General features: G+C 69.6%; 20 protein-coding genes. 14 read left to right on the plus strand and 6 right to left on the minus strand.

Features of this window, described 5'->3' with window-relative positions; genetic code table 11:
* Positions 1 to 3 precede the first annotated feature (3 nt).
* The 14 genes from AC1DJH_RS16170 to AC1DJH_RS16235 all read left to right on the plus strand — a co-directional run bounded on the left by AC1DJH_RS16170 (position 4) and on the right by AC1DJH_RS16235 (position 15,050).
* Positions 4 to 780, plus strand: a complete 777-nt coding sequence (locus tag AC1DJH_RS16170) for an ABC transporter ATP-binding protein (RefSeq protein WP_478186340.1) — start codon at positions 4 to 6, stop codon at positions 778 to 780.
* On the plus strand, positions 773 to 1,492 hold the full coding sequence (locus AC1DJH_RS16175) for an ABC transporter ATP-binding protein (protein ID WP_478186341.1): 720 nt from the start codon (positions 773 to 775) through the stop codon (positions 1,490 to 1,492). Before AC1DJH_RS16170 ends, AC1DJH_RS16175 begins: the two co-directional genes overlap by 8 nt.
* A 25-nt stretch (positions 1,493 to 1,517) precedes the next feature.
* The gene (locus AC1DJH_RS16180) at positions 1,518 to 2,267 is read left to right on the plus strand and encodes an SDR family NAD(P)-dependent oxidoreductase (RefSeq protein ID WP_478186342.1); all 750 of its coding nucleotides are present in this window, start codon (positions 1,518 to 1,520) and stop codon (positions 2,265 to 2,267) included.
* Positions 2,268 to 2,292: 25 nt separating this feature from the next.
* Entirely contained in the window at positions 2,293 to 3,036 is a 744-nt protein-coding gene (locus tag AC1DJH_RS16185) for an SDR family NAD(P)-dependent oxidoreductase (RefSeq protein ID WP_478186343.1), read from the plus strand.
* Positions 3,036 to 4,760, plus strand: coding sequence for an FAD-dependent oxidoreductase (locus tag AC1DJH_RS16190; protein ID WP_478186344.1), 1,725 nt, complete (start codon positions 3,036 to 3,038; stop codon positions 4,758 to 4,760). The genes AC1DJH_RS16185 and AC1DJH_RS16190 overlap by 1 nt, the downstream gene beginning before the upstream one ends.
* 51 nt (positions 4,761 to 4,811) lie before the next feature.
* On the plus strand, positions 4,812 to 5,420 hold the full coding sequence (locus AC1DJH_RS16195; protein ID WP_478186345.1) for a glutathione S-transferase: 609 nt from the start codon (positions 4,812 to 4,814) through the stop codon (positions 5,418 to 5,420).
* Positions 5,421 to 5,425: 5 nt separating this feature from the next.
* Positions 5,426 to 5,785: an SMI1/KNR4 family protein gene (locus AC1DJH_RS16200; RefSeq protein WP_478186346.1), complete on the plus strand. Its 360-nt coding sequence runs from the start codon at positions 5,426 to 5,428 to the stop codon at positions 5,783 to 5,785.
* 35 nt (positions 5,786 to 5,820) lie between these two features.
* A complete protein-coding gene (locus tag AC1DJH_RS16205) occupies positions 5,821 to 6,069 on the plus strand; it encodes a hypothetical protein (protein ID WP_478186347.1) in 249 nt (82 codons plus the stop codon).
* Positions 6,070 to 6,144: 75 nt separating this feature from the next.
* Positions 6,145 to 6,858: an SDR family oxidoreductase gene (locus AC1DJH_RS16210; protein WP_435438909.1), complete on the plus strand. Its 714-nt coding sequence runs from the start codon at positions 6,145 to 6,147 to the stop codon at positions 6,856 to 6,858.
* Positions 6,859 to 7,126: 268 nt separating this feature from the next.
* Positions 7,127 to 8,584: a SulP family inorganic anion transporter gene (locus AC1DJH_RS16215; protein ID WP_478186348.1), complete on the plus strand. Its 1,458-nt coding sequence runs from the start codon at positions 7,127 to 7,129 to the stop codon at positions 8,582 to 8,584.
* Positions 8,585 to 8,785: 201 nt separating this feature from the next.
* Positions 8,786 to 10,447 carry a ShlB/FhaC/HecB family hemolysin secretion/activation protein gene (locus tag AC1DJH_RS16220; RefSeq protein WP_478186349.1) on the plus strand — a complete coding sequence of 554 codons (1,662 nt, stop codon included), beginning with the start codon at positions 8,786 to 8,788 and terminating at the stop codon, positions 10,445 to 10,447.
* 45 nt (positions 10,448 to 10,492) lie between these two features.
* A complete protein-coding gene (locus tag AC1DJH_RS16225; RefSeq protein WP_478186350.1) occupies positions 10,493 to 14,215 on the plus strand; it encodes a beta strand repeat-containing protein in 3,723 nt (1,240 codons plus the stop codon).
* A gap of 14 nt (positions 14,216 to 14,229) precedes the next feature.
* Positions 14,230 to 14,685: a FecR family protein gene (locus AC1DJH_RS16230; RefSeq protein WP_472113695.1), complete on the plus strand. Its 456-nt coding sequence runs from the start codon at positions 14,230 to 14,232 to the stop codon at positions 14,683 to 14,685.
* A 23-nt stretch (positions 14,686 to 14,708) separates the two neighbouring features.
* Entirely contained in the window at positions 14,709 to 15,050 is a 342-nt protein-coding gene (locus AC1DJH_RS16235; protein ID WP_478186351.1) for a hypothetical protein, read from the plus strand.
* Between the two features lie 278 nt (positions 15,051 to 15,328).
* On the opposite strand, the gene AC1DJH_RS16240 is transcribed toward AC1DJH_RS16235, so the two are convergent.
* The 6 genes from AC1DJH_RS16240 to atpE form a co-directional block, all read right to left on the minus strand.
* The gene (locus AC1DJH_RS16240) at positions 15,329 to 16,048 is read right to left on the minus strand and encodes an ABC transporter ATP-binding protein (protein WP_472113689.1); all 720 of its coding nucleotides are present in this window, start codon (positions 16,046 to 16,048) and stop codon (positions 15,329 to 15,331) included.
* On the minus strand, positions 16,045 to 16,800 hold the full coding sequence (locus AC1DJH_RS16245) for an ABC transporter ATP-binding protein (RefSeq protein WP_435487142.1): 756 nt from the start codon (positions 16,798 to 16,800) through the stop codon (positions 16,045 to 16,047). Before AC1DJH_RS16245 ends, AC1DJH_RS16240 begins: the two co-directional genes overlap by 4 nt.
* Positions 16,797 to 17,786: a branched-chain amino acid ABC transporter permease gene (locus tag AC1DJH_RS16250; RefSeq protein WP_478186352.1), complete on the minus strand. Its 990-nt coding sequence runs from the start codon at positions 17,784 to 17,786 to the stop codon at positions 16,797 to 16,799. Before AC1DJH_RS16250 ends, AC1DJH_RS16245 begins: the two co-directional genes overlap by 4 nt.
* Positions 17,783 to 18,703, minus strand: a complete 921-nt coding sequence (locus tag AC1DJH_RS16255) for a branched-chain amino acid ABC transporter permease (RefSeq protein ID WP_472113679.1) — start codon at positions 18,701 to 18,703, stop codon at positions 17,783 to 17,785. Before AC1DJH_RS16255 ends, AC1DJH_RS16250 begins: the two co-directional genes overlap by 4 nt.
* 134 nt (positions 18,704 to 18,837) lie before the next feature.
* Positions 18,838 to 20,043 carry an ABC transporter substrate-binding protein gene (locus AC1DJH_RS16260; protein ID WP_472113676.1) on the minus strand — a complete coding sequence of 402 codons (1,206 nt, stop codon included), beginning with the start codon at positions 20,041 to 20,043 and terminating at the stop codon, positions 18,838 to 18,840.
* 202 nt (positions 20,044 to 20,245) lie between these two features.
* Complete coding sequence (gene atpE, locus AC1DJH_RS16265; protein ID WP_435438917.1) at positions 20,246 to 20,485, minus strand: F0F1 ATP synthase subunit C; 240 nt, start codon at positions 20,483 to 20,485, stop codon at positions 20,246 to 20,248.
* Positions 20,486 to 20,708 lie beyond the last annotated feature (223 nt).

Consider the following 20,708-nt stretch of genomic DNA (forward strand, 5'->3'; position numbering starts at 1 on the left):
TCAATGAACACGACAGCATTTCTCGACGTGCGCGACATCAGCGTGGTGTTCGGCGGCCTGAAGGCGGTGAACGGCCTCTCGTTCCAGGTGGAACAGGGCCGCATCCACGCGCTCATCGGGCCGAACGGCGCGGGCAAGTCGACCACCTTCAACTGCATCTCGCGCTTCTACACGCCGAGCAGCGGCAGCGTGAGCTTCGAGGGCCGCGAGCTCACGCGCGTGTCGCCGCACCGCATGGCCTCGCTGGGCATCGCGCGCACCTTCCAGAACCTCGAACTGTTCGCCGAACTCTCGGTGCTGGAGAACGTGCTGCTCGGCACGCACGCCCGCGGCGCGAACACGCTCGGCCGCCTGCTGCGCCGCCCCGACCGCGAGACCGAGGACTTCGCCATGCACCTGCTGGAGCGCGTGGGCCTGGCCGGCGAGCGCCACCAGCCGGCGCGCGACCTCGACTTCGGCCGCCAGAAGCTGCTGGAGCTGGCGCGCGCGCTGGCCATCAAGCCAAAGCTGCTGCTGCTCGACGAGCCGGCCGCAGGCCTGCGCAACCGCGAGATCGAAAGCCTCGACCGGCTGCTCAAGGAGCTGGTGGCACGCGACGGCATCACCGTGCTGCTGGTGGAGCACGTGATGCAGCTGGTGATGTCCATCTCCGACCGCATCACCGTGATGGCCTTCGGCGAGAAGATCGCCGAGGGCACGCCCGCGGAAATCGGCAGCAATGCGCGCGTCATCGAGGCCTACCTCGGCAAGGGAAAAGCAAAGGAGGCCGCGCATGGCTGAAGCACTGTTGTCCTTGCGCGCCATCTCGGCCGCGTACGGCCGCATCCAGGCGCTGTGCAACGTGTCGGTGGACGTGCCCGAGGGCGAGATCGTCGCGCTGCTCGGCAGCAACGGCGCGGGCAAGACCACCACGCTGAACTGCATCTCCAACCTGGTGGACTGCACCGAGGGCGAGGTGCGGCTGGACGGCGAACGCATCGACCGGCTCGGCTCCGACGCGCTCGTTGCGCGCGGCATCGTGCAGGTGCCCGAAGGCCGCCAGGTGTTTCGCGACATGAGCGTGCGCGAGAACCTCGACCTGGGCGCCTACCTGCGGCGCGACCGCGCGGGCATCCGCAACGACCTCGAGGCGGTGTACGCCATGTTCCCGCGCCTGAAGGAGCGCCAGCACCAGATGGCCGCCACGCTCTCGGGCGGCGAACAGCAGATGCTGGCCATCGGCCGCGCGGTGATGGCGCGCCCGCGCGTGATGCTGTTCGACGAACCGTCGATGGGACTGTCGCCGCTGCTGGTGGAGCAGATGTTCGAGATCATCGAGCGGCTGCACCGCGAGCAGAAGCTCACCATCCTGCTGGTCGAGCAGAACGTGCAGCTCGCGCTGGCGGTGGCCAGCTACGGCTACATCCTGGAGAACGGCGAGATCTCGCTGCATGGTCCCGCCGCGCAGCTTGCCAATGACGAAGCGGTGCGCCGCGCCTACCTCGGCGTCTGACGCCGACCCCTGCGAAGGAAAGTTCATGCTTCTCGAAGACAAACTCTCGCTCGTCACCGGCGCCGCGCGCGGGCTGGGCGAGGCCATTGCGCGCCGCATGGCGGCCGAAGGCGCGCACGTGCTGGTGGTGGACCGCGACCTCGACGTGGCGCAGCAGGTGGCCGCATCGATCCGCGAAGGCGGCGGCCGCGCCGACGCCGAGAGCGTCGACGTGAGCGACGCGGCGGCGGTCGATGCGCTCGCCGCGCGCGTGGCGGCGTCGCACGGCGACATCGACGTCCTGGTGAACAACGCCGGCATTTCCGCGCGCTCGAAGTTCGACGAGCCCGGCGCGCGCGAGGCCTGGGACCGCGTGATGTCGGTCAATCTGCAGGGCGTGTTCAACGTGACGCAGTCTTTCGTGCCCGCGCTCAAGCGCACGCACGGCAACATCGTCAACCTGTCGTCCATCGTGGCCTTCGGCGCGGGCATCTCGTCGGCCGGCTACGTGGTGGCCAAGGGCGGCGTGCGATCGCTCACGCAGGTGCTGGCGCGCGACCTCGCCCCGCATGGCGTGCGCGTGAACGCGGTGGCGCCGGGCCTCATGGTCACCGACATGACGGCCGGCCAGCGCGAGACCGAGCACGGCACCGACTGGTACATGAGCCGCGTGCCCATCAAGCGCCATGGCGAGGCCGACGAGATTGCCGGGCCGGTCGTCTTTCTTGCCTCCTCGATGGCGAGCTACGTCAATGGCGTGGTGCTGCCGGTCGATGGCGGCTACCTGGCGGTCTGAAGACCCCCACACTCTGGAACAACAAATGAACAACAGCAGTGAAGACAAACGCCTGGTCCTGGTCACTGGCGGCGCCAGCGGCATGGGCCGTGCCATCGTCGAGCGCATGGCGCGCGACGGCTGGCGCGTGGTGATGGCCGACTACAACGGCGAACTCGCCGAACGCGAGACGCAGGCGCTGCGCGCCGCCGGCCTCGACGTGGCGTGCCGCGCCATCGACCTCACCGACGAGGCGGCCGTGCGCGCGATGGTGCAGCAACTGCCGCCGCTCACCGCGCTGGTCAACAACGCGGGCATCTTCGACGAGCGCGCCTTCCTGGACGTGACCTCGGCCGACTTCCGCCGCATGTACGAAGTGAACCTGCTGGCCGTGGCCACGCTCACGCAGGAGGCCGCGCGGAAGATGACCCACGGTGCGCGCATCGTCAACATCGCGTCGCGGGCGTACCTGGGCGCGAGGAACCACGCGCACTACGTGGCCTCGAAGGCCGCGCTGGTGGGCTACACGCGCGCCAGCGCGATGGAACTGGCGGCGCGCGGCATCATGGTCAACGCCATCGCGCCGGGGCTCATCGACACGCCGCTGCTTCGCGCGCTGTCGCCCGAGCGGCTCGCCGCGCAGCTGGCGCTGCAGCCCACGGGCGCGGCCGGCACGCCGGAAGACATCGCCAACGCCGTGGTGTTCTTCGCCTCGCCCGCGACCTGCTTCGTCACCGGGCAGGTGCTGTTCGTCGACGGCGGCAAGTCGCTCGGAGGCTCGGGATCGTGATGGCGAATTCACCGGAAAAAACGTCGTACGACGTCGTCGTCATCGGCAGCGGCGCGGGCGGGCTCAGCGCCGCGCTCACCGCAAAGCTCGAAGGGCTGGACGTGCTGGTCGTCGAGAAGACCGGCCGCGTCGGCGGCTCCACCGCCATCTCGGGCGGCGCCGTGTGGATACCGCTCAACGACCAGGCCGAGGCCGCCGGCCACCCCGACACGCGCGGCAAGGCCTGGACCTACCTGCAGAACACCGTGGGCGCGGCCGGCGACGAGGAGCTGCGCCACGCCTTCCTCGACGCGGGCCCGCTCGCGCTGCGCTACCTGCGCGAACGCACGGAGGTGAAGCTCGCCGCGCGCACCTACTCGCCCGACTACTACCCCGACCGCGAAGGCGCCGCGATGGGCGGCCGCTCGCTCGACCCGATCGAGTTCGACGGCCGGTTGCTCGGCGCGCACTTCAAGACGCTGCGCGACCCGCTGCCCGAGTTCTGCGTGCTCGGCGGGATGATGGTGAACATGACCGACGTGAAGCACCTGCTCGGCGTGTGGCGCTCGTTCGCCTCGTGGAAGCACGGCGTGAAGATGGTGCTGCGCTACGCCGGCGACCGGCTGCGCGGCCACCACCGCGGTACGCGTCTGCTGCTGGGCAATGCGCTGGCGGCGCGGCTCTTTCACAGCGTGCTGCAAAAGAACATTCCGTTCTGGCTCGACACGCCGGCGCTCGGCCTGGAGAAGGATGCGAGCGGTGCGGTCACTGGCGTGCACCTGCGGCGCGACGGCAAGGAGATCACGGTGCGCGCGCGGCGCGGCGTGGTCATCGCCACCGGCGGTTTTCCGTGGAACGCGGCCATGCGCGGCCAGCACTATCCCGCGCCGACCGGGCCGTACTCGATGTCGCCGCAAGACAATGCCGGCGAAGGCATCGCGATGGCGCGGCAGGCGGGCGGCGTGCTCGGCACGGGCCACACCGGGCCCGCGCTGTGGGCGCCGGTGTCGATGCTCACGCGGCCCGACGGCAGCGTGCTGCGCTATCCGCACCTGGTGTGGGACCGCGCCAAGCCCGGGCTGATTGCGGTCGATGTGCGGGGCGAACGCTTCGTCAACGAGTCGACCTCGTACCACGAGTTCGTGCGCGGCATGTACCGCGCGAACGACAAGGCCATGGCCGTGCCCGCGCTGCTGGTGTGCGACAGCGCCTTCATGGAGAAGTGGGGCCTGGGCCTTGCGCTGCCGGGCGGCCGCCCGCGCGAGCACCTGGTGCGGGCCGGCTACCTGTACCGCGCCGGCACGCTGGAAGACCTGGCGAAGCAGGCGGGGGTGGACCCGGCCGGCCTGGCGCGCACGGTCGCACGCTACAACCCGCTCGCCGCGCAGGGGCAGGACCCCGCATTCGACAAGGGCGGCAACGCCTACAACCGCTACCTCGGCGACCCCGACCACCAGCCCAACGCCTGCCTCGCGCCGGTGCAGCAGGGGCCGTTCTACGGCGTGAAGGTCTACCCCGGCGACATCGGCACGGCGCTCGGCATTCGCACCGACACCAATGCCCGCGCGCTCGATGCGCAGGGCACGCCCATCGCCGGCCTGTACGTGGCCGGCAACGACATGCACTCGGTCATGGGCGGCGAGTATCCTGCGCCGGGCATCACGCTCGGCCCTGCGCTAACCTTCGGCTGGGTCGCCGGGATGCACCTGGCGCACGGTGCCAGGGGCGCCACGGAACACGCCTGAGACCCGACCTGCATTGCGCCCGACATCGCGCCTGAAAGACATCACTTCATCATGCAAATCTTCTTCTCCCCCGCTTCCCCCTTCGTGCGCAAATGCATGGTCGTGGCCCACGAGCTCGGCATGGCCGATCGCATCGAGAAGCTGCCCAGCGCCGCCGGCCCGGTGGTGCGCGACGCCACCATCATTCCGAAGAACCCGCTGGGCCAGGTCCCGACCTTCATCACCGACGACGGCCAGGTGCTGTTCGACAGCCGCGTGATCTGCGAGTACCTGAACGCCACGCAGTCGGGCCACCTGTTCCCGGCCGAAGGCGCGGACCGCTGGGCGCGCCTGACCGAGCTGGCGCTGGCCGACGGCATGACCGCCGCAGCCCTGCTCGCGCGCTACGAGAACGTGCTGCGCCCCGAGGCACTGCGCTGGGCCGACTGGACCGACGGCCAGCTCGCCAAGGTGCGCACCGGCCTGGAATGGCTCGAAACGGCCGTGCCGTCGTTCGGCGAGCGCGTCGACATCGGCACCATCGCCTTCGCCTGCGCGCTGGGCTACATGGACTTCCGCTTTCCCACGGTCGACTGGCGCGCCGATGCGCCGAACAGCGCGAAGTGGTTCGATGCCTTCAACCAGCGCCCGTCGATGCGCGCGACCCTGCCGCCGGCCTGAGCGCGATGACGTTCGACGACCTGTCGGTGCGCACCGGCATCGCGTTGCCGGCGTTGCTGCGTCAGCTCATTGCCAACGCACCGCAGGCGCTGGGCAGCACGTATGACTTCGAGTGGCTGAGCGCCGCAGAGGCTGCCAGCGTTCTCGACGAGTGGCTGGACGCGAAGTGGCAGGGCGGCCGGCGCTTCCTGCCCTTCGCGCAATCGGGTGGGGGCGATGCGTACTGCCTGGTGCCGCTGTCGGGTGACGCGGGGGAAGCGGTCGGCGTGGCCTTCGTGTGGCATGACGCCGAGGAAGCCGCACGGACCACGGCTCGTTCACGGACTTCGTCTGCGCGAAGTTCCTGGAGAGCTTCGCGGACCTGAGCCACCTCGAGGACGACGATCTGTCGGAAGAGGAAATGGCGGCGCGCGTCATCGACGACGTGGCGTCGGTCGCAGCGTTCATGGACGCACAGACGGCCGCATGGTTGCAGGCCCTGAGCCGCCGGCCGGTCGAGTCGCGGCCCTTCAAGGCAGGGCCGCGTGCCCAGCCCGAGCAGGTGCCCTCGCTGATCTCGCAAGCGCAGCGCGAAGAGGAACTGGCGCGCTTTCAACTGCAGGGCGCGGAGCCGTTCGCCGTCAAGCCGCGCTGGGAAATCGGCGAGTAGGCAAAGAGCCCCGGGCTGGCACGCTTGCCCATTCCTTGGCCCAATGCGGTTCTCGCATGAACCAAGGAACCCTGCATGTCTTCTGAAGCACAGAAAAAAGTAGCCATCGTCACCGCCGGCGGCAGCGGCATGGGCGCCGCCGCGGCGCGCAAGCTCGCGGACGACGGCTTTCGCGTGGCCATTCTTTCGTCGTCCGGCAAGGGCGAGGCGCTCGCGGCCGAGCTGGGCGGCATCGGCGTGACCGGCTCCAACCAGTCGAACGACGACCTGAAGCGCCTCGTGGACCGCGTGGTCGACGAATGGGGCCGCGTCGACGTGCTGGTCAACAGCGCCGGCCACGGCCCGCGCGCGCCCATCCTGGACATCACCGACGAAGACTGGCACCGCGGCATGGACGTCTACCTGCTGAGCGCCGTGCGCCCCGCGCGGCTCGTGGCGCCGCTGATGGTGAAGCAGGGCGGCGGCACCATCATCAACATCTCGACCTTCGCGGCGTTCGAGCCCGACCCGGTGTTCCCGACCTCGGGCGTGTTCCGCGCGGGCCTGGCGGCGTTCACCAAGTTGTTCGCCGACAAGTACGCCGCGCACAACGTGCGCATGAACAACGTGCTGCCGGGCTTCATCGACAGCCTGCCCGAGAAGGCCGAGTTCCGCGCGCGCATTCCCATGGGGCGCTATGGCAAGAGCAGCGAGATCGCGGCCGTCATCGGCTTCCTGGCGTCGGAGGGCGGGGGCTACATCACCGGGCAGAACCTGCGCGTGGACGGCGGGATCACGCGCTCGGTGTGAGGCCGGCGGGCGGCGAAAGAGACCGCCGGAAAGGCCGCTCCCTACAATCGCGCCCCATGTGCTCGAGGATGCCCCGCTTTCCCATTCGCCGCCGGCAGTCCGGCTGCTCGCGGCCGACGCCTCCTTGACGACGGTGCAGTGACACGCGGCGGCTTCGTCGCCGCGACACCCCGGGCCGCCCGCCGGCCCTTGCCATGCACCCGTCCCGCACCCCCATGCACCTGCTGAAGCTCCAGCGTGCGGCATGCGGGGTGTTTTCCCTTTGTTCATGTCCTCCCTCCACAGTCGCCCGCGCACCGAGTGGTGCCCCAGCATTCCCCGCGAGCTGATGGCCGGCGCCGTCGCCACCTTCGCGCTCATTCCCGAAGTCATCGCCTTCTCTTTCGTGGCCGGCGTCGATCCGGCGGTCGGGCTGTTCGCCTCCTTCGTCATCGGCATCGTCATTGCCTTCACGGGCGGGCGGCCGGCCATGGTGTCGGCCGCGGCCGGCTCGGTGGCCCTGGTGGCCGCGCCGCTGGTGCATGCGCACGGGCTGCCGTACCTGCTGGCCGCCGGGGTGCTCGCGGGTGCGATGCAGATCGTGTTCGGCCTGCTGCGCCTGGGCGTGCTGATGCGCTTCGTGTCGTCGTCGGTGCGCACCGGCTTCGTCAATGCGCTGGCGATATTGATCTTCGCGGCGCAGATGCCGCACTTCATCGGCGCCAACGCCGCGACCTGGGCCATGGTGGGGCTGGGCCTCGCCGTCATCTACCTGCTGCCGCGCCTCACCACCGCGGTGCCCTCGCCGCTGGTGTGCATCGTGGTGGTGACGCTGGCGGGCCACTGGCTGGGCCTGCCGCTGAAGACGGTGGCCGACCTCGGGCAACTGCCGGGCGCGCTGCCGGCCTTCGCGCTGCCCGACGTGCCGCTCACGCTCGAGACGCTGCGCATCATTGCGCTGCCTGCCTTCGCCATGGCCATGGTCGGCCTGCTCGAATCGATGATGACCGCCAGCGTGGTCGACGAACTCACAGACACCCCCAGCTCGAAGAACCGCGAGTGCAGCGGCCTGGGCGTGGCCAACGTGGCGGCCAGCTTCTTCGGCGGCATCGCGGGCTGCGGAATGATCGGCCAGACCGTGAGCAACGTGCGCTACGGCGGGCGTGGCCGGTTGTCTACGCTGTTCGCGGGCGCGTTCCTGCTGATCCTGATGGTGCTGCTCAAGCCCTGGGTGTCGCAGGTGCCGGTGGCGGCGCTGGTGGCGATCATGGTGATGGTGTCGGCCTCGACCTTCGACTGGGGGTCGCTGCGCACGCTGGTGCGGCACCCGCGCATGTCCAGCGCGGTGATGCTCGCGACGGTGGCCGTCACCGTGGCCACCGACAACCTGGCGACGGGCGTGGCGGTCGGCGTGATGCTGAGCGGCGTGTTCTTCACCTTCAAGGTGGCGCGGCTGCTGAAAGTGCACGCGGCGTTGGAGGCGGACGGCACGCGCGCCTACCGCGTCACCGGCCAGGTGTTCTTCGCCTCGTCCGACATGCTGGTAGAGGCCTTCGACGTGCGCGAGATCGACGGCGCGCCGGTGCGCATCGACGTGTCGCAGGCGCACTTCTGGGACGTGACCGCCGTGGCCGCGCTGAAGAAGGTGGTCGAGCGGCTGCGCAAGCACGGCAGCGCGGTGGACGTCACGGGCATGAACCAGGCCAGCCGCGACCTGGTGCTGCAACTGGACGCGGCACCCGACTGAATCGCCACCTGGCCCGCACGCTCACGTTGCCGTTTGGCAACAATTTGAAACAGAACAGGGTATTCTGCGCCCCGCTTTCGCCAGCAATTCAGACTTTCGTTTACGCCTGATTACTATTGGTAGCGATTCTGGACATCGCAGCCTCGCGCCTCATTTGTCCAGCCCCGGTGTTCCCTGGAAGAAGAAATGAGCCGAAGCTTGATGAGACAGTGGGTTCGATGCGGCGTGGCCGCCGCGGTGGCCATGGCCGTTCTGGGCGGGCCGGCCGCCCACGCGCAGGGCGAGCGCTTCGACATCGCGCGCTTCCAGGTGGAGGGCGACACGCTGCTCGGCCCCGCCGAGGTGCAGCGCCTGGTCGGCGGCATCGCCGGCACCGGCCGTGCCTACGGCGACATCCAGCGCGCGGTCGATGCGCTGCAGCAGGCCTATGCCCAGGCCGGCTATACCACGGTGAAGGTCTCGGTGCCCGAGCAGGAGCTCACGGGGGGCATCGTCACGCTGAAGGTGACGCAGGCCGCGATCGGCACGGTCACCGTCACCGGCAACACGCATTTCAGCGCCGAGAACATCCGCGCCAGCCTGCCCGCGCTGCAGCCGGGCCGGGTGCCCGACCTGCGCGCCATTTCCGGCGCGGTGCAACTCGCCAACGACAACCCGGCCAAGCAGGTCGGCGTGTCGCTCGGCGACGGGGTCGTGCCCCGCACCCTCGACGCGAAAGTGACGGTGACCGACAACGACCCGCTGCGCGTGATCGCCACGCTCGACAACACCGGTACGCCCGCCAGCGGCCGCTGGCGCACCGGCGTGGCGCTGCAGCACGCCAACCTGTTCGGCCGCGACCAGGTCGGCACGCTGGCGTACACGACCTCGCCCGACAGCCCCTCGGGCATGCGGCTGGAGCTGTACTCGCTCGGCTATCGCATTCCGCTCTATGCCCTGGGCGACAGCATCGACTTCGTCTACGGCAAGTCCAGCGCCAACTCGCCCGCGAGCTCGCCCACGCTGGGCGGCGTGCTGGGCTTCACCGGCAAGGGCGACATCTACGGCCTGCGCTTCAATCACTTCCTGGGCCGCAGCGGCGAAAGCAGCGCGCGGCTGGTGCTGGGCATCGACCGCAAGCGCATCGACTCGCGCTGCGACGTGGGCGGGCAAGAGGTGAGCATCGCGCCGCCGACGCCGCCCATCTCGGCCTGCGTGCCGTACGTGACCGCGCCGCTGAGCCTGACCTACGTCGGCCAGCGCGAGAGCGTGGGCGAGACGCTGGGCTACAGCCTGGGCGTGTCGCGCAACCTCGCGAGCGGCACGCGCTACACGAACGTGGACGGCCGCATCGACCGCTACTCGTACCTCACGCCCGGCAACCGCGACACGCGCGACGGCTTCGTGGTGCTGCACGGCGCGGCCTCGTGGTTCAAGGCCCTGTCCAACGACTGGCAGGTGCGCCTGAACGGCAGCGCGCAGTACGCGAACACGCCGCTGGTGGCGAGCGAGCAGTTCGGCCTCACGGGGCTGTCACTGGTGCGCGGCTTCCAGGAGCGCGCGGTGGCGGCGGACAGCGGCGTCATCGCCAATGCCGAGCTCTACACGCCCGAACTCGGCGGCCCGAACGGCATGGCGGGCGTGCCCGGCCAGTTGCGCCTGCTGGCCTTCTACGACGCGGGCTACGGCGCCAACAAACGCACCGCGGGCACGCTGGTGCCGAGCCACGTCACGGTGGCGAGCATGGGCGTCGGGGCGCGCTACGCGTGGGGACGCAACTTCAACCTGCGGCTGGACATCGCGCGCGTCAACGACGCGGGCAACGCCTTCACCGAAAAGCGCGGCGACTGGCGCGCGCACCTGAGCGCCATGGTGGCGTTCTGACCCTCTCCGGACCTTTCTGACGATCTACCCGGCAGACACACAACCATGCGCTCGCACCTCGCTCTTCGATTTCTTCCGCTCGCCATCGCGGCCCTGTGCCTCGCGGCGGGCACACCGGCGCAGGCCCAGCTTGCGCCGGGCGCGCTGCCCACGGGCTGGAACGTCACTTCGGGTAATGTCTCGTTCGTGCAGAACGGCAGCGCGCTCAACATCAACCAGGCGACGCCGCAGGCCCTGGTCAACTTCGCCACCTTCAATGTGGGCGCGGGCGCGCTGGTCGACATCCGCCAGCCCGGCAGCACGTCGGCGCTGCTGGCGCGCACGACCGGCGGAGATCCGTCGCAGATCTACGGGCAGATCAAGGCCAACGGCGCGCTGTGGCTCATCAACCCGGCCGGCATCATGGTGGGCGCAGGGGCGCGCATCGACGTGGGCAGCTTCATCGCGAGCACGCTCAACGTGAGCGACAGCGACTTCCTTGCCGGCCGCCTGACCTTCAAGGCCGGCACCGGCGCCACCGCAGGCGAAGTGCGCAATGCCGGCACCATCACCGCCGCCAGCGGCGGCAGCATCTACCTGGTGGCGCCGAGCGTCACCAACACCGGCACGCTGAACGCCCCGAACGGCGAGGTGCTGCTGGCGGCGGGGCAGAGCGTGCAGCTTGTGGACACCGGCACGCCGGGCGTGTCGGTGGCCGTCACCGGCACGGCGGGCGAAGTGAAGAACCTCGGGCGCATCGCGGCCGAGGCGGGGCGCATCGGCCTCGCGGCGGGCCTGGTGAGCAACAGCGGCAGCATCAACGCCGACAGCGTGGTGCGCGAAGGCGGGCGCGTGTTCCTGCGCGCCTCGGGCGACCTGAAGACCACGGCGGCTTCCGACATCAGCGCCAACGGCACCACCGGCGGCAACGTCGTGCTGTATGCCGAGGGCGCGGCAGCCATCGACGGGCGCGTGTCGGCCACGGGCAGCGCGGGACGCGGCGGCTACGTCGACACCTCGGGGCAGCGTTCGCTCGACGTGGTCAATGCGCCGGTGGTGGGCCGCGGCGGCGAGTGGCACATCGACCCGGTGAGCATCGAGATCGTGGCCGGCGGCGGCACGAGCGGCACGACCGGCGGCAACGCCATCACCTCGAGCGAGACCGGCGCGCGCATCGGCGCCGACCTCATCACGGCGCAGCTCGACGCGGGCACCAACGTGAGCATCACGACCGGCAGCGCCACGCCCGATGCCGGCGACATCACCGTCAACGCGGCCATCGCCAAGACCGGCGCGGTGGATTCGGCGCTCACGCTGAACGCGAGCAACAACATCGTCATCAACGCGCCGATCACCAGCGCCGCGAGCGCGCTCACGCTCAACCTCAACAGCAACCAGGCCAACGACGCCGGCACCAACCATGCGGTGAAGCTCGATGCCAACCTCGACCTGCACGGCGGCGTGCTGAGCGTCTCGGAGCGCACCGGGCAGAGCGGCAACGGCACCCTCGACATTGCCAGCGGCACGACCTCGCTGAACGCACCGGGCTCGGCCATCAACGCCGCCACAGTGAACGTGGCACAGGGCGCCACGCTGGCGATCGGCCGTGCCGGCTCGGCGCTGTCGGGCGTGCTGAACAATGCGGGCACCGTGTCGGTGGGCGGCGGCACCGCGCTGTTCGACCACAGCGGCACGCACAGCGGCACGTTCAACGTGGCGACAGGGTCGAGCGCCTCGTTCTCGGGCAACCACAGCTTCAACGCGGGCACCGCCTTCACCGGCGCCGGCACCGTGGAATGGGCCGACGACGTCACCCTGGGCACCTCGCTCACCTTCGGCAGCGGCAACGGCCCGCTGGTGATGCACGGCCTCTCGGTCTCCGGCAGCAACGCCAGCGTGCTGACCACGCAGGGCACGGGCAACGTCGTCGACAGCCAGGTGTACCTGCAAGGCGGCGCCGTCTGGGTGAACAACGGCAGCGTCGACGTGCGAGGCGACGGCGCCATCGTGGTCTACCAGGCGGGCAACCGCTTCGAGAACAACGGCAGCGTCACCACCTCGGGCACCTTCGCCAACGTGCTCGTGGGCTCGACGGCGGCCAGCACCGTCGTCAACAACGGCACCATCGTGAAGAGCAGCGGCACCGCGCAGAACTACTTCAACATCACGAACGGCTCGACGGGCACCATCCGCGTGGACGCGGGCGAGCTGCTGCTGCAGCAGACCACGCAAGGCGGCAACGTGCAGGTGGCGGCCGGCGCGCACGCCACGCTCGACGGACTCACGCTGAACAGCGGCGTCGTGTTCTCGGGCGCCGGCGCCATCACGTGGCAGGGCGCGGTCAACCTGCTGGGCGACGTGGACATCGGCGCGTCGGCGCCGGCGCTGTCGGGCGGTCCGCTCACCTTCCTGTACGGCAACGGCCACCAGTTCACCACGCGCAACGTGGTGAACATCACCAACAACGCCAACTGGGTGCTGGCCGGCGCAACCACCTGGAACAACCTGGGCAGCGTGAACGTGGGCACCGTGGGGGCCGCGCGCGGCGACATCGGCCCCGGCATGCTCGAGTTTCGCGACAGCAGCGCCTTCAACAACCGCACGGGCGGCACGCTGAGCGTGGCGCCCGGCTCGCAGCTGCGGCTGGTGGCCGCCAGCGTGGTCACCAACGACGCCGGTGCCACCGTCAAACTGGTGAGCGACGGCTCGGACTCGGGCCCGATCTTCGGCAACCCCGCCAACGGCCGCCTGCTGAACAGCGGCACCGTGGTGAAGAGCGGCGTGGGCAGCACCTCGGCGCCACTGAGCAACCTCGCCGGCGGCACGCTGCGCATCGAAGAGGGCGAGCTCGATGCGCGCCAGGGCCAGGACAACCCGAACAACGGCGCCATCGTGCTGCTGCCAGGCACCACGCTGGGCAGCGGCGGCACCCACCTCTACAACAACGGCAGCATCTCGGGCACCGGCGCCATCGCGCTGGGCGGCGACGCCACGCTGTTCAACAACGGCACCGTATCGCCCGGCACCGCGGGCGCGCTGGGCACGCTCGCCATTCGGGGCAACTACGTGCAGGGTGCCAACGGGGTGCTGAACATCCGGCTGGGCAGCGGCGGCGCCGACCTGCTGGACATCGACGGCTCGGCCACGCTGGGCGGCACCCTGAACCTGGGCGCGCTCGGCGGCTTCCTGCCTGCCGACGGCGCGGCGGCCAACTTCATCGTGGCGCGCCGTCCGGGCGATGCCGGCACCTTCGCCCAGGTCAATGCCCCGGCCCTGGCGTCGGACAGCGGCACGGCCACCTTGGCCCTCGGCTATCCCACGGGCGACAGCACCGTGGCGCGCGTGGTGTCCGCCACCACGCCGTCGGTGGCCGCGTGCACCTCGAACGCCGAGCTGCCCGGCTGCTCGGCGGTGCTGCCCACGTTGGCGCAGTGCGTGGCGAACCGGGCGCTCGCCGGTTGCTCGGCAAGGCTGCCGAGCGCCGCCATCTGCGCGGTAAGTCCGTCGATGGCGGGGTGCCCCGTTGTCGCGACCGTGGCGACTGCGGCTTCTGCCGACATCTGCACCGTCGCGCCCAGCCTGGCGCAATGCATTGCGCTGTCGCCGCCCACGGCGTCGGAGCCGGTCAAGCCGGTGCAGCAGGCGACGAACGTCGTCCTCGCGTCGCTGCCGAATACGCAGACCGCGTCCACCCCCGACAAGAAAACCGACACCAAGCTTGATTCGGCCGAACCGTCGGCGAAGGGGGACAGCAAGGCCGAGCCCGTCAAGAAGATGTATTGCAATTGAGGCGCCACAGAACCATGAAATTGCTCCAACCCCTCGCCGGCCTGCTGGCCTTTGCCGCCTCGCTCGCCATGGCCACGGCCGCCCACGCCCAGGTCGTCGGCACCGTCACCGACCTGTCGGGCGTGCTGGTCGTGCGCAGCGCCGAAGGCGTCACCCGGCTGCTGGCTGTCGATTCGCAGATCCGCCAGGGCGACACGCTCACCACCGAGAGCCGCGCCTATGCGCAGCTGAAGTTCAGCGACGGCGCCGAGCTGATCCTGCAGCCGCAGTCGATGCTGGTGGTCACGCGCTACAGCTACGACGCCGCGCAGCCGCAGCGCGACGGCATCGAGCTCGGCCTGGCGCAGGGCGGTTTTCGCAGCATCGCCGGCGTGGTGGGCCAGCGCAGCCAGGACGCCACCGTGATCAACACGCCGATGGGCGCGCTCAAGGGCAACGCCAGCATGGTCGTTTCCCTGCAGCAGCCCTGAACAGCCCACTTCGCGAGACACCGATGAACAAATTCCTCCTTGCCCTGCTGACCCTGGTGGCCACGCTCTCGACGCCCGCTTTCGCCCAGGGGCCGGTGCCACCGGCGCCGACCGGCGCGCCGGCGCCCGGGCTGTACGTGCAGGTGCTCGACGGCTTGATCCATGTCACCAACCCGGCCGGTTCGAGCAACTTCAGCGCGGGGCAGTTCGGCTTCACGCCCTCGTTCAAGCAACCGCCCGTGATCGTGCCGACGAACCCGGGCATACAGTTCACGCCGCCCCCGGCGTTCAACGTCGCCACGGGTCCGAGCACCTCCGGCGGCACCGCACCCAAGCCGGCCGCTGTCGACTGCGAGGTGCGCTGAGTCTTCACGCCGCCACCTGGCCGTGGGCAACTCACGCACCATCGCGCCGAGCTGGCCGGAAAGCAGTACGTTGCGCCGTACACCACGAGCTCCCTTACCGCAGGCCGCGAGACACGGGTCGAGCCCGACACCCGGCTGAGCAACCGCGCCTGTTCGGCCCGGCATGCCGAACTTCCACGAATCGGACAAGGCAAGGATCAAAGCGCAGATCGATCTGCTGCTGACGGACGACGGCGAAGACGCTTGAGGCGAACCTTGCTCGCCCACGGCCAAGCGAGCTACACGCCCAGGTACCGCGTCCACAGCGACCGGTCGGCATCCAGCGCGGCCGAGTCGCCCTGCCACACCACGCGCCCGCGCTCCAGGATCACGTGGCGGTTGGCCAGCGGCAGCAGGCGCTGCACGTACTTGTCGACCACCAGGATCGCTTCGCCCTCGGCCTTGAGCGTGGCGATGCAGTGCCAGATCTCCTCGCGGATCACCGGGGCCAGGCCTTCGGTGGCTTCGTCGAGGATCAGCAGGCGCGGGTGCGTGGAAAGTGCCCGCGCAATGGCCAGCATCTGCTGCTCGCCGCCCGAGAGCTGGTTGCCCGCGTTGGCCTTGCGCTCCGACAGGCGCGGAAACAGCCCGTACAGCGCCTCGACCGTCCAGCGCGGCGCGCTGCCCGGACGCGGCCGTGCAAAAGCGCGCAGGTGCTCTTCCACGCTGAGGTTGGGAAACACGTGCCGCCCCTCGGGCACGATGGCCACGCCGCGCCGCGCAATGGCGTCGGGCTTGTGCCCGCCGATGGCCGCGCCGTCGAAGTGCACGCTGCCGCGCATCGGCGAGAGCGTGCCCGTCAGCACCTTCAGCAGCGTGCTCTTGCCCATGCCGTTGCGGCCCAGCAGGGCCAGCACTTCGCCGGGGCGGATGTCGATGTCGATGCCGAACAGCACCTGGCTGGCGCCGTAGCCGGCTTCGATGGATTTCGCTTCCAGCAACGTGGATGCCGCGCTCATGAATGACCTTCCGCTTCGGTGCCGAGATAGACGGCCTGCACATCCGGGTGTCCGCGCACCTCGTCCGCCGTGCCGCTCATCAGCACGCGGCCCTGCACCAGCACCGTGAGGCGGTCGGCCAGGCGGAACACCGCGTCCATGTCGTGCTCGATCAGCAGGATGGCCATCGACGCGCGCAGCGATTCGATCAGCGCCACCATGCGCGCCGATTCGTCCGGGCCCATGCCGGCCATCGGTTCGTCGAGCAACAGCAGCTTGGGTTCGGCGGCGAGCGCCAGCGCCACGTCGAGCGCGCGCTGCGCACCGTGCGGCAAGGTGCCCGCGATGCGCTCGCGTTCGCCGCCCAGCCCCACGCGGTCGGCCAGCGCCACCGCACGGTCGACGAGGTCGCGCTCCTTCGCGCGCGGCGCCATGAAGCGCAGGCTGCTGCCCGCATGGGCCTGCGCGGCGAGCATCAGGTTGTCGTGCACCGTTTCCTTGGGGAACACGCGCGTCACCTGGAAGCAGCGCGACATGCCCGCGGCCACGCGCTGGTGGTCCTTGAGCGCGGTGATGTCCCGCTCGTCGAGCAGTAACCGCCCGGCGTCGGCCTTCAGCAGCCCGGTGATCAGGTTCACCAGCGTGGTCTTGCCCGCGCCGTTCGGTCCGATCAGCGCATGCACTTCGCCGCGCTCCACCGTGAGGTTCACATGGTCGGTCGCCAGCAGGCCGCCGAAGCGCTTGACCAACCCTTCGATTCTGAAAAGGCTCATGACTTGCTCCCTCGTCCCTCTGGGGAGAGCGCTGGGGTGAGGGGCCGGCGGCGCTTGTAGATGGCAGCCAGTCCCTTGGGCGCCCACAGCGCGACAGCGATCAGCAGCAAGCCCAGCGGCATGTGCCAGTGCTCGGTCTGCTGCTTCAGGAATTCCTCGAGCACCAGCCACACGACCGCGCCCACCGGCCCGCCCCAGCTGCGCCCCAGCCCACCGATGACCACCATCACCAGCAGCGTGGCCGACTGCGTCCAGTGCATGGTCGCCGGGCTCACGAAGCCGTTGCCGCCCGCGAGCAGCGCGCCGGCCAGGCCCGCGATGGCACCCGCGATGGCAAAGGCCACCAGCTGCAGGCGAAACACCGGGTAGCCCAGCGCGCGCATGCGCGTCTCGTTGTCGCGGATGCCCATGATCGCGTGGCCGAAGCGAGACTGCGTCGCGCGGTGCAGCCACCAGAGCGCCAGCGCCACGATGGCCAGCACCACCCAGTAGAAGTTCGACTCGTTGCCCAGGTCCAGCCCCGGCAACAGCACGGGCCGGCTCATGAGCGTGTAGCCGTCGTCGCCACCATAGCGGCGCAGCGACACCACCACGAAGTACAGCATCTGCGCGAAGGCCAGCGTGGTCATGATGAAGTACACGCCGCGCGTGCGCAGCGCCACCGTGCCGATCAGCGCGGCCACCAGCCCCGCGACCAGCGCGGCGGCCGGCCACAGGATCCAGCCCGACAGCACGCCCGCATCGCTGAGCGCCACCACCGTGTACGCGCCCACGCCGATGAAGCCCGCATGCCCCAGCGCCACCATGCCGCCGAAGCCGAGGATGAAGTTGAGGCTCGCGGCCGCCAGCGCCACGATGAGCACGCGACGCACGAAGCCGATGTAGAACTCGAGCCCGAACAGTGGCGCCACCAGCGGAAACGCCGCCAGCAGCACGAAGAGCAGCCCGAGGCCGATGTAGCGTGGAGATGAGAGAGAAGACTTCATGCGCGCGCCGAGAACAGGCCCGAGGGCCGGAAGATCAAGACCACCACCATCAGCGCGTACATCGCGACTTCGGCGAACAGCGGACCCAGGTCGGCCGCCGTGGCCGGGGGGAGCGTGGCGCGCAGCAGCATCGGCACGAAGGCGCGCCCCACGGTGTCGACCACGCCCACGAGCAATGCGGCCACGAAGGCACCGCGCACCGAGCCGATGCCGCCGATCACCAGCACCACCAGCGCCGGAATCAGGATGGCCTCGCCCATGCCGACCTGCACCGCGACGATGGGCCCCATCAGCGCGCCGGCCAGCGCGGCCAGCGCGGCACCGAGCAGGAACACGCCGTTGAAGATGCGGCCCACGCGCACGCCCATCAGCTCGGCCATCGGCCGGTCGGACGCGCCCGCGCGCACCCGCATGCCGATGCGCGTGTGGTTCACCAGCAGGTAGAGCGCCAGCGCCACCAGCAGCCCGCCCACGAGGATGACCAGGCGGTACGAGGGGTAGGGCAGGCCGTCCATGAGTTCGATGGGGCCGGAGAGCGCCGCGGGCGTCGGCGCCATCACCGGCGAGGGCCCCCACGCCATCTTGACGATGTCGTCGGCCACCAGGATCACGCCGAAGGTGGCGAGCACCTGTGCGAGATGGTCGCGCGTGTAGAGCCGGCGCATCAGCAGCACTTCGAGCAGCAGCGCCACCACCACCGTGACCGCCACCGCGATGACGATGGCCGCGGTGAACGAGCCGGTGCGCGTGTGCGCCTCGGCAGCCACATACGCGCCCGCCATGAACAGCGAGCCGTGCGCGAGGTTCAGCACGTCCATGATGCCGAACACCAGCGTGAGGCCCGCGGCCAGCAGGAACAGCATCAGCCCATAGCCAAGGCCATTGAGCAGCTGCTCGAGAACAAGAATTCCACTCATAGAAGAACCAACAGGTTTGCCCGCGTTTTCATTCAAGGAACACCGAGGAACCGGCTTCGCCGGGCCTCAGGTGTTGCCCCCGGTAGGGGGAAGGAGTAGCGGACACGAAGTGCCGCGAAGCCTGGGGGCGAGCTTTACTTCAGCGGGCACTTGTCGGCGTAGGAGTCGCCGTAGTTGGTCAGCACCGTGTTGATCAGCTTGTTCGTGACCTTGCCCTGCGCGTCCTTGCCGATCACGCGAAGGTAGAAGTTCTCGATGGGGTAGTGGTTGTTCGCGTACTTGAAGCTGCCGCGCGTGGAGGCGTAGTTGGCCTTCTTCAGTGCCGCCACCACGGCTTCGCGGTTCTGCGCGTTGCCGCCCGATTGCTTCACGGCCGCGTCCATGGCCAGGATGGCGTCATAGGCCTGCGCCGCGTACACCGACGGGTAGCGGCCGTTGTATTCCTTGCGGAAGGCGGCCACGAACTGCTTGTTGGCCGCGTTGTCCAGGTCGTGCGCCCAGTGCGAGGTGTTGAACAGGCCGAGCATCGGCTCGCCCACGGCACCGATCACGTCCTCGTCGGCCGAGAAGCCGCTGGTGACCAGCGTGATGTCCTTCGACAGGCCCGCGCCCACGAACTGCTTGATGAAGTTGATGCCCATCGCGCCGGGCAGGAAGAAGTAGATCGAGTCGGGCTTGGCCGCGCGCAGTTGCGCGAGTTCGGCGGCGTAGTCGATCTGGCCGAGCTTGGTGTAGAGCTCGTCGGCCACCTGGCCCTTGAACTGGCGCTTGAAGCCGCCCAGCGCGTCCTTGCCGGCGGGGTAGTTGGGGGCGATGAGCACGGTCTTCTTGAAGCCGCGGTCCTGTGCGAACTTGCCGGCGGCCTCGTGGAACTGGTCGTTCTGGTAGGCGGTGCCGAAGAAGAAGGCATTGCACTGCGCGCCCGCGAACTGGCTGGGGCCAGCGTTGGCCGAGAGGTACGGCACCTTGGCCGCGAACAGCGTGGGGCCCACGGCCAGCGCCACGTTGGAGCCGATGGGGCCGCTGAAGATGTCGATCTTGTCGCGCTGGATCATGCGGTCGACCAGCTGCTTGGCCTGGTCGGGGCTGCCGGCCATGTCGGCCTGCACGAACTCCACGTCCTGCCCGCCGAGCTTGCCGCCCAGCTGCTTGATGCCGAGCGCGAAGCCGTCGCGCGCCTCGGCGCCGAGTGCCGCGAATGGCCCTGAAATATCAAGGGCCAAGCCCACCTTGACCGGCGCGGCCATGGCCGACATCGAGGTGCCGAGGGCTGCGCCGCACAGCAGCAGCGAGAGCAGGGTGCGCGGCAGCGCGGGCGACTTCGGGGACAGATGGCTCATGGATTCTCCGGCGAGGAAGGGGTGAAACGACGCACCGGCACCGCTCCCTGCGGCACCGTCAACATCGAACCGTTGATAGCTAAATACTTTAACCATAAACAATTCGGTGTCAACGGTGCTAGCACGAATGGTGCCAGTGGTTCATGTCACTTCCTGGTGCGCGGCCCCTGTTTTGCCGGGCCTCGCCGGGCGCCTCACCGGGTCAGCCGAACGGGTTGGCGGTGGCGAACCACAGGCCGATGCCGGTGGCGATGATGAAGGCGCCGTCTGTCACGCCCGCCACCAGGAAGAACTTGGTCTGCAGCGTGTCGACCAGCTCGGGCTGGCGCGCGGTGCTCTCCAGAAACTTCTGTCCGACCAGCCCGATGCCCAGGCACGAGCCGAGCGCCGCGATGCCGATCAGCAAGGCGACGGCGAGGGGAAGGATGTTGAAGCCGGTCATGGTGTTTTCTCCTGGGGGTTGGTGAATCGATGGAGGTACTTTTCCAGAGAGGGTGCGCACGGTCCATGACGTGGGAGGTCATGCGCAGGGCGCGGCGCGAACGAAAAAAGCCGGCCGTCGAAACGGCCGGCCTGTCGTGGAACACCGCGGAACCGGCTTCGCCGGGCCGCTGGTGTTGCCCCCGGTAGGGGGGAGGAGCAGCGACACGAAGTGCGCGAAGCCC

It is taken from the genome of Variovorax sp. 10N412, assembly GCF_056394985.1.